This window comes from Polaromonas sp. P1_E1_2, assembly GCF_056406035.1.
The window spans coordinates 1-9053 of the sequence record NZ_JBFUAZ010000114.1 but is presented as its reverse complement, the minus strand read 5'-3'; the positions used below and the strand labels follow the sequence as shown (position 1 = coordinate 9053).

The 9053-nt window shown below is 62.9% G+C and carries 6 protein-coding genes; 3 read left to right on the top strand and 3 right to left on the bottom strand.

Features of this window, described 5'->3' with window-relative positions:
* The 3 genes from AC1D1P_RS08025 to smc all read right to left on the bottom strand — a co-directional run.
* Positions 1–908: NAD-dependent DNA ligase (locus AC1D1P_RS08025; protein ID WP_477672623.1), on the bottom strand; the 908-nt coding region annotated here is incomplete at its 3' end.
* 36 nt (positions 909–944) lie between these two features.
* The gene (locus AC1D1P_RS08020) at positions 945–2018 is read right to left on the bottom strand and encodes a cell division protein ZipA C-terminal FtsZ-binding domain-containing protein (RefSeq protein WP_477669506.1); all 1074 of its coding nucleotides are present in this window, start codon (positions 2016–2018) and stop codon (positions 945–947) included.
* A gap of 7 nt (positions 2019–2025) precedes the next feature.
* Entirely contained in the window at positions 2026–5562 is a 3537-nt protein-coding gene (smc, locus tag AC1D1P_RS08015; protein ID WP_477672622.1) for a chromosome segregation protein SMC, read from the bottom strand.
* A gap of 403 nt (positions 5563–5965) precedes the next feature.
* Between smc and dapC the strand changes: the two genes are divergently transcribed.
* The 3 genes from dapC to AC1D1P_RS08000 form a co-directional block, all read left to right on the top strand.
* Positions 5966–7171 (top strand): succinyldiaminopimelate transaminase, encoded by a 1206-nt coding sequence (gene dapC / locus AC1D1P_RS08010; RefSeq protein ID WP_477672621.1) that lies wholly within the window; start codon positions 5966–5968, stop codon positions 7169–7171.
* Positions 7172–7183: 12 nt separating this feature from the next.
* The gene (dapD, locus tag AC1D1P_RS08005; RefSeq protein ID WP_457280835.1) at positions 7184–8020 is read left to right on the top strand and encodes a 2,3,4,5-tetrahydropyridine-2,6-dicarboxylate N-succinyltransferase; all 837 of its coding nucleotides are present in this window, start codon (positions 7184–7186) and stop codon (positions 8018–8020) included.
* Positions 8021–8177: 157 nt separating this feature from the next.
* The coding region (locus AC1D1P_RS08000; RefSeq protein WP_477672620.1) for a PilT/PilU family type 4a pilus ATPase at positions 8178–9053 on the top strand (876 nt) is incomplete at its 3' end.

Below are 9053 nucleotides of genomic sequence, written 5' to 3'. Positions count from 1 at the left end.
CCCATGGTCTGGTGGAATGCTATTAATTCAGGAGCGCCTTGCGCAAGTTGCGTCTGGGCTGCGACCGGAAAACCCCATGATTTGAGTGTTAGCAGGAGCTGAAAATGGGTTTCGAACGCCGGACCGCCCTCTTCCGGCGGAGAGATATCCCCCAAACCGTAAGCAAAAAAACTCAAGCGCCGCCGCGCGGCCAACGCTGGATCCAGCTGGCGCACGCCGCCAGCCGCGGCGTTGCGCGGATTGACGAAGGTTTTTTCGCCCTTGGCGCCTTGCGCGATCTTCTCGCGCTGCTTCTCGTTGAGCGCYTCGAAGTCAGCGCGGCGCATATAAACCTCGCCACGCACTTCCATGACCGGCGGAGCGTCGGCAGGCAATCGAAGCGGAATCTGGTTGATGGTCCGGATGTTCTGCGTTACGTCCTCGCCGACTTCACCGTCACCGCGCGTGGCGGCCTGCACCAGGATACCGTTTTTATAACGCAGGCTCATCGCCAGGCCATCGAACTTGAGTTCCGCGACATATTCGACAGGCGGATCGGATTCCGCCAGACCCAACTCCTTGCGCACGCGGGTATCGAAATTCTGGGCGCCTGTGGCTTCCGTGTCGGTTTCAGTGCGAATGCTGAGCATGGGCACCTTGTGGCGCACACTGGCGAATTGGTCCAGCGGCTTGCCGCCCACGCGCTGGGTCGGTGAATCGGGTGTCAGCAGTTCCGGATGAGCCGCCTCAAGCGCCTGCAACTCTTTGAACAGCTTGTCGTACTCGGCATCGGGAATCGTGGGCTCATCGAGCACGTAGTAGCGGTGYGCGTGCAGATGCAGCTCTGCGCGCAACGCAGCGACGCGCTCCGCGGCGGAGGCCGGCTGCGGCGAGGGTTCGGGCTGCGCAAACAGGTCTTTGATGGCCATGAAGAAAGTCGGAAACGGGCGAAAAGCCCGGGAAATTCAGGAAAAAAGCCGGCGCCCCAACACCGAGCCCGCCGACAAATCGCGGCTGTCGAGCGTGTCATACAGCTGCTCCAGGTCTGCATGGATGACCTCCATCGCCTCAGGTCGGATCAGGTTGCCGTTGTCGTCGATGATCACGCCGTCCATATTGGCGGCCAGGGAGAGCGCGGCTTCGCACATGCGTGCAAAAGGCTGCTCAGAGCGGGAAACCTGTGGAACGTCGAGCGACAGCGTCAGTTCACGCAGCGCGGTCTGCTCCGGGTCTTCGGCCATTGCAGCCTGAGTATCAAAAGCCAGCCCCAGGATGGGAGCCTGCCCCTGCTGGCTTGCCGGCAACACCATGCGCCCGGGAATGGAACCTGGAACGAAACCCAGCCGGGCCGCACTTTGGTGGACATAACCCGGACTCCAGGCCGTGTTGACGGCGCGCAGGGTAAAGCTCAGCTGTGCGTCATGGCCGCTGGCAAACTGGTCGAGTTCGCGGGCTCGCGCCACCTCGTCCAGCATTTCCGGAAACTCCGGCTCGCCGCCCACCGCATCGGCAAACGCCTGCGCCTTCATCACGAATTCAGAGTATTCAATCTGGTTGAGCGCACCGGTACGGTTGGCCAGCTGCACGCCGCACTGAAAGGCGCTGTAACGATGCCCTGCTGTGGGAAATTCCCATTCGCCGGTAATGGCGCTCAGGCCTTCCACGCCGAAAGGCTTGCTGCCGGCCCGGCGCGTGCTGGGCATGGCGGCAAGCGCGGCTTCGCCCGACACCATGCCCTCAATCACCACGGGCGCAACGGCATCAATCAGCACGTCAAGGCCTGGTTTTCTTTCGGATGCATTCATCGTGGCGAGCGAGGCCAGCGATGCCAGGCCAGAATCCACGTCAAAGCTGGGTTCCTGCCGTTCAGCTGCGGCACCTTCGCCACTTTGTGCGGGTGCAAGCTCTTGCTCGGGAGCGGGGGCTTCCGGTGTGGCCTGCTTGGGCAGGTTCCTGCGCGACGACCAGGCGCTGTGTGCCACCACGCCGGCCAGCACCAGCCCGCCCACCACCGCCAGACTGATCTGCAAAGTGCTCATTTTGGGGTCAGGCTGCTTCTGCGAAACCGATGGCGGCTTCCATGTCCACCGCCACGATGCGCGACACGCCCTGCTCCTGCATGGTCACGCCAATCAACTGCTCGGCCATTTCCATGGCGATCTTGTTGTGGCTGATGAAGAGGAACTGCGTTTCCTTGCTCATGGAGCGCACCAGCTTGGCATAGCGCTCGGTGTTGGCGTCGTCCAGCGGCGCGTCAACCTCATCCAGCAAACAGAAAGGTGCGGGGTTAAGCTGGAAGATCGCAAACACCAGGGCGATGGCCGTGAGCGCCTTTTCGCCACCTGAAAGCAGGTGAATGGTCTGGTTCTTCTTGCCAGGCGGCTGGGCGATCACCTGCACGCCGGCGTCGAGGATTTCCTCGCCCGTCATCATGAGCTTGGCATTGCCGCCGCCGAAGAGTTCGGGGAACATCCGGCCGAAATGGCCGTTGACCGTGTCGAAGGTGCTTGAGAGCAGGTCGCGCGTTTCGATGTCGATCTTCTTGATCGCATCTTCCAGCGTGGTCATGGCTTCATTCAGGTCGGCGGACTGCGCGTCTAGGAACTGCTTGCGTTCGCGCGCGGTGCTCAGCTCGTCGAGCGCGGCCAGGTTGACGGCGCCCAGCGACTGGATTTCGCGGTTGATACGGTCGATTTCGCCTTGCAGGCCGGTCAGTCGCACGTTGCCGGACTGGATGGATTGCTCCACCGCAGCCAGGTCGGCCTGCGCGTCGGCCAGCAACTGCGCGTATTGCTCAAAGCCCAGGCGCGCTGCCTGCTCTTTCAGCTGGAACTCGGTGATGCGCTGGCGCAGCGGATCCAGCTCGCGCTCCAGTTGCAGGCGCCGCTCGTCGCTGGCGCGCAGCTTGTTGGTCAGGTCGTCGTACTGGCTGCGCTTGGCGCCCAGATCGGCCTCACGCTCGAGCTTCACGCTCAGCGCGCTTTGCAGGCCGGCCTGCGCTGCGGCGTCTGTCAGGCGCGTGAGCTCTTCACGGGCTTGCGCTTCTTCACTTGCAATGGAGCTGGCTTGCTGGGCGGCAATGTCGATGGAACGGGTTAGCTCTTCGCGGCGGGAGGCCAAGCTGCGCAACGCAAACGTGGCTTCCTGCGCCTGGCGTTCCAGCGTGCGCTGCTGCTCACGTGATTCGCCCAGCTTGCGCTCGGTTTCGATCACGCGGTCATCCAGCTGCGCGTGGCGTTCCTGGCTGTCGGCCAGTTGCATATCAAGCTCTTCAAAACGGCCTTCAGCCGTGACCTTGCGCTCCTGCAATTCGCCAAGCTGCGCTTCGATTTCGGCCATGTCGGCCTGAATCTGCTCGCTGCGGGCCCGGGTCTGCTCGGCCAGTTGCGTCAGGCGCAGCACTTCGACCTGCAGCTCATGGGTGCGGCTCTGGCCTTCGGCGGTTTCGCGGCGTGCCGTGGCAAGGCGCTGGGCGGCGTCGGCGTAAGCGGCTTCGGCGCGAATCAGCGCGGAACGGGCCTCTTCGCTGATCAGGGCCTGGGCCTTGAGCTGCTTGTCGAGGTTTTCGATTTCCTGGGCGCGGGCAAGCAGGCCGGCCTGTTCGGAATCCTGGGCGTAAAAACTCACGCTGTGGTGCGTCACGGCATGGCCGCTTTGCACATAAATCACTTCGCCGGCCTGCAGCTTGTCGCGTGCGGCCAGGGCGTCGTCCAGGCTTTGCGCCGTGTAGCAACCCTGCAACCAGTCACCCAGTAACGCAGACTGGCCAGCGTCGTTCAGGCGCAGCAATTCGGTCAGCGGTTTGAGTGTGATGGCCGCATTGGTGCGGGCGGGTGCGGCGGCGCTGGGCGGTGAGTAAAACGAGAGCTTGGCGGGCGGCGTATCGCGCCCGTCGGTACCGGCAAAGCCGCGCACCATGTCGAGCCGACTGACTTCGAGTGCGCCCAGGCGCTCGCGCAGCGCGGCTTCAAGCGCGTTTTCCCAACCTTGTTCGATGTGGATGCGGCTCCACAGGCCTTGCAGGCCATCGAGGCCGTGCTTGGCCAGCCAGGGCTTGAGCTTGCCGTCGGTTTTGACCTTTTCCTGCAGGGCCTTGAGCGCTTCCATGCGCGCCGACAGGTCGGCCCGCTTGGCGGATTCGGTGTTGACGGTGTGCTGCAGCGTGCGGCGCTCTTCGTCGAGCTGCGGCACGCTGTCGGTCAACTCGTGCAGGCGGGCTTCGGCTTCAGCCTGGGCTTCCTGTGCGGCGGTGAACTGMGTGGTCAGGTTGGCCAGACGGGCTTCGTCGGGCGCGTTGAGTGCGTTGCGGTCTGCCGTGAGCTTTTCCAGCCGCAATCCCAGGCTGCGCGACTGCTCTTCGATGTTGCGCTGGTCGGCGGCCAGCACCTGGATTTGCTGCTGCACCTGGCCGACGCTGGTACGCTGCTCGTTGGCTTTGGCCTGGGCTTGGCGCAGGGCGTCTTCCAGGGCGGGCAGTTGGGTCTGGTGCTCTTCGGTCTGCGCAGCCAGGAGCTCGGCTTTTTCTTCGGCTTCAATGGCCTGCGCGGCGAGGTTTTCCGTCTCGACGGCGGCGTCTTCCTTGCGTGTGGCCCACTGGGCGGTTTGTTCCTTGAGCTGGGCCAGGCGCTGCTCGACACGCTGACGGCCGTCGACCACAAAGCGGATCTCGGCCTCCAGGCGCCCGACTTCGGCGCTGGCCTCATAGAGCTTGCCCTGGGCCTGGTTGACCTGGTCGCCGGCCGAGTAGTGCGCCTGGCGAATGGTTTCGAGGTCGGCCTCGATGTGGCGCAGGTCGGCCACGCGGCTTTCCAGGTCGTTCACGGCTTTTTCGGCGTCAGCCTTGACCTTGGACTGGTCGGCTTCGCTTTCGGCGCGTTTGAGGAACCACAGTTGGTGCTGCTTCAGGCTCGCGTCGGCATGCAGCGTGTTGTAACGCATGGCCACCTCGGCCTGCTTTTCAAGCCGGTCAAGATTGGCGTTCAGCTCACGCAGGATGTCTTCGACACGTGTCAGGTTTTCGCGCGTGTCGGACAGGCGGTTGGCGGTCTCGCGGCGGCGCTCCTTGTATTTGGAAACACCGGCGGCCTCTTCGAGGAAGAGGCGCAGCTCTTCGGGTTTGGACTCGATGATGCGGCTGATGGTGCCCTGGCCGATGATGGCGTAGGCGCGCGGACCCAGGCCGGTGCCCAGGAATACATCCTGCACGTCGCGGCGGCGCACCGGCTGGTTGTTGATGTAGTAGCTGGAGGTGCCGTCGCGCGTCAGCACGCGCTTGACGGCGATCTCGACAAACTGGCCCCACTGGCCGCCGGCGCGGTGGTCGGCGTTGTCAAAGACCAGTTCCACGCTGGAGCGGCTGGCGGGCTTGCGTGTGGTGGTGCCGTTGAAGATGACGTCCTGCATGGACTCGCCGCGCAGCTCGGAGGCCTTGCTTTCGCCCAGCACCCAGCGCACCGCGTCCATGATGTTGGACTTGCCGCAACCGTTGGGGCCCACCACACCGACCAGTTGGCCCGGCAGTACGAAATTGGTGGGCTCTGCGAATGATTTGAAACCAGATAGCTTGATCGAATTGAGACGCACGGCTGTCCCTGTTTTTTTGAGCCTGAGGTAGGGAATTACAACCCTAACTCGTTGATTTTTATGGCGTTTTACGGAAAAACGCTGACACACGCCGTGTACCACTTTCAGTAGCGCACGGTCCGCCATGTTACCCGAGCGGGACGCAGATTTTGCCGGGAAAAAGGCCCTTGACGGGCCCGGCGTGAAACACTTTGCTTCGCACGGCGGCGGTCTGTCAGGGTGACGCCCGGCCCTGCGCTGCCTGAAAATGGCTGGCTACCAGGGAAATTTGGATGAAATCAGCCTGAAGCCCAACAAGGACAAGCGCGAGCAGCTATTAATTTAATAGCGATCAGACCAGGGCATGACAAACCGCAACCCAGACCGGCGGCGGGTGAGCAAGGCGAGGCWGGATAATCAAGGCATGAATCCCCTGCTTTCACGCCTCCAGCCCTACCCGTTTGAACGGCTGCGCCAGTTGCACGCCGGTGTCACCCCCAACCCGGCTTACAAACCCATCAGCCTTGGCATAGGCGAACCCCGCCATGCCACGCCCCAGCTCATCAAGGATGCGCTGACAGCCAGCCTGGACGGCCTGGCCAGTTACCCCGGCACGCTGGGGGAGCCGAAGCTGCGCCAGGCCATGACCGACTGGCTGGCCCGCCGCTACAACCTGAAACTGGACCCGGCCACGCAAATCCTGCCGGTCAACGGCTCGCGCGAGGCGCTGTTTTCACTGGCGCAAACCGTGCTGGACGCCAGCAAACCGGGCGCCACCGTGGTCTGCCCGAATCCGTTCTATCAAATTTATGAAGGCGCAGCCCTGCTGGCGGGCGCACAGACCTGGTTCGCCCCCAGCGACCCGGCGCGCAACTTCGGCATCGACTGGGCGGCAGTGCCGGCGGACGTCTGGGCCAAAACCCAGCTGGTGTTTGTCTGCTCGCCCGGCAACCCCACAGGCTCGGTGATGTCGCTGGCCGAATGGAAGCTGCTGTTTGAACTGAGCGACCGCTACGGCTTTGTGATTGCTTCGGACGAGTGCTACAGCGAAATTTACTTCCGTGATGAGGCGCCTCTGGGCGGCCTGCAAGCAGCCGCAGAGCTGGGCCGGCATGACTTCAAGAATCTGATTTCCCTCACCAGCCTTTCCAAGCGCAGCAATGTGCCCGGCCTGCGCAGCGGCTTTGTGGCTGGAGATGCGGCGCTGATCAAGCCGTTTTTGCTCTACCGCACCTACCACGGCAGCGCCATGAGCCCCATCGTGCAGGCGGCCAGCATTGCCGCCTGGAATGACGAGCAACATGTGGTGGACAACCGCGCCATGTACCGCGAAAAATTTTCCAAAGTCACGCCCATGCTGTCGGCGGTGATGGACGTCGCCCTGCCCGACGCAGGCTTTTACCTGTGGGCCGGAATCCCCCAAGCATTCAAGGGCTCGGACACCGCGTTTTCGCGCGAGCTGCTCGCTCTTTACAATGTCGTGGTGTTGCCGGGCAGTTACCTGGCACGCGATGCGCAGGGGCACAACCCCGGCGCCGGCAGAATTCGCATGGCGCTGGTGGCAGAAACCGCCGAATGCGTGGAGGCCGCAGAGCGCATCGTCCAGTTCATCCAATCCAAAGTTCACTGAAAAACCATTCTCATGACTCAAGCCAACCTGCAAGCGCTCCAGCAAACCATTGACGCCGCCTGGGAAGACCGCGCCAACCTGTCGCCCAAGTCGGCGCCCAAGGACATCCTGGAGGCAGTGGAGCAAACGATTTCCCAGCTGAACAATGGCTCGCTGCGCGTGGCCACCCGTGAAAGCGTGGGTGTGTGGACGACGCACCAGTGGATCAAGAAGGCGGTGCTGCTGAGCTTTCGCCTGAAAGACAACGAACTGATGCGCGCCGGTGACCTCGGCTTTTTCGACAAGGTCAAAACCAAATTTGCGCACCTGAGCGAAGCCGAAATGCGCGAAACCGGTGTGCGCGTGGTGCCCCCCGCCGTGGCCCGCCGCGGCAGCTTCATCGCCAAGGGCGCGATCCTGATGCCCAGCTACGTCAACATCGGCGCCTGGGTTGGCGAAGGGACCATGGTCGACACCTGGGCCACCGTGGGCAGCTGCGCGCAGGTCGGCAACAACGTGCACCTTTCAGGCGGCGTCGGCCTGGGCGGCGTGCTGGAGCCGCTGCAGGCCAACCCCACCATCATTGAAGACAACTGCTTTATCGGCGCACGCTCTGAAGTGGTCGAAGGCGTGATCGTCGAAGAAAATTCGGTGATCTCTATGGGTGTCTACATCGGCCAGAGCACGCCGATTTACGACCGCGAAGCCGACACCGTCACCTACGGCCGCATTCCTGCAGGCTCCGTCGTGGTGTCGGGTAACCTGCCAAAGGCCGGCGGCAAGTACAGCATGTACTGCGCGGTGATCGTCAAGCGCGTGGACGCAAAAACCCGTTCCACCACCAGCCTGAACGATTTACTCCGCGACTAGACATGGCCCCCACGCTTCTCGCTTCGCGTAGTGCGCTGCCCCCCGAGGGGGCCGCTGCGCCTGCGGCCCGGCAAAGCCGGTTCCGCGGCCCCTGCTGGCGAGGAACCGTAAGCCGGGTGGCCAACGTTGTATTTCATTTCAATCAAGAGGGTGGACTATGAGCACGATGGAAAGAATCCTGCGTTTGATGGTGGACAAGAAGGCGTCTGACGTCTACCTGTCGGCCCATTCGCCCGCCCTGATCAAGATCAATGGCCAGGCCATCCCGATCAATGCGCAGATCCTGCCGCCGGAGGCGCCGCGCAACCTGCTGGCTGAAGTGCTGCCGCCCGAGCGCATCGAAGAGATGGAGGAAATGGGTGAGCTCAACATGGCGCTGCCAATTGCCGGCCTGGGCAACTTCCGTATCAGCGGATTCAAGCAGCGCAGCACCTACGCCGCCGTGATTCGCTATATCCCCAGCGATATCCCGCCGCTGGACAGCCTGAACGTGCCGCCCATCCTGGCCGACCTGATCATGGAAAAGCGCGGCCTGCTGCTGATGGTGGGCTCCACCGGCGCCGGCAAMAGCACCACACTGGCCTCCATGATCGATCTGCGCAACGAGACAACGCTGGGCCACATCCTCACCATCGAGGACCCGGTCGAATTTTTGTTCACCAACAAGAAGTCTGTTGTGAACCAGCGCGAGGTCGGCAGCGATACACAATCGCTGCAGGTGGCGCTGAAAAATGCGTTGCGGCAGGCGCCTGACGTCATTCTGATCGGTGAAATCCGCGACCGCGAAACCATGTCGGCGGCCATTGCCTATGCGCAATCGGGCCATTTGTGCCTGGCGACCATGCACGCCAACAACAGCTACCAGGCGCTGAACCGGATCCTGAGCTTTTACCCGGTGGAAGTGCGCAGCACCATGCTGGGCGATCTGGGTGCCGCGCTCAAGGCCATCGTGTCGCAGCGGCTGCTGCGCACACAGGACGGCGGCCGAACGCCGGCGGTGGAAGTCATGCTCAATACCAAGCTGATCTCCGAG